Raw genomic sequence first — 275 nt, 5'->3', positions numbered from 1 at the left:
CGTCAAGGGCTTGGGCAAAGCCGCGAATATTCTATGCTATCGCGCAGCATGACTGAGCAACTTGGTGGTTATTCTCGTGTACGTATTAGCCAAACTGATCCGTTGATTTATTGGGTTGAAGCACCGCAAGCGCCAGGTTATTGGGTAAAAGTACCGCTTAAAGGCTTTAAAGAGAACAACTTAGAGTTTTTAACTTTTTACTTATCAAGTATTGGCTTTTTAAGTGTGCTGGGTGGGTGGTTGTTTGCAAGGCACCTTAATAGACCATTAAAAGC

1 pseudogene is annotated in these 275 nt (G+C 42.9%); it reads left to right on the top strand.

From position 1 onward, the window contains the following. Nucleotides 1-275: pseudogene (locus AAEZ18_RS18785) on the top strand (two-component system sensor histidine kinase EnvZ); the annotation flags it as partial.

This window comes from Pseudoalteromonas sp. 19-MNA-CIBAN-0066 (assembly GCF_040308705.1).
Taxonomy (GTDB): Bacteria; Pseudomonadota; Gammaproteobacteria; order Enterobacterales; family Alteromonadaceae; genus Pseudoalteromonas; species Pseudoalteromonas nigrifaciens.
Note: the sequence above shows the minus strand (reverse complement) of the source record. Positions and strands in the feature narration are given on the sequence as shown.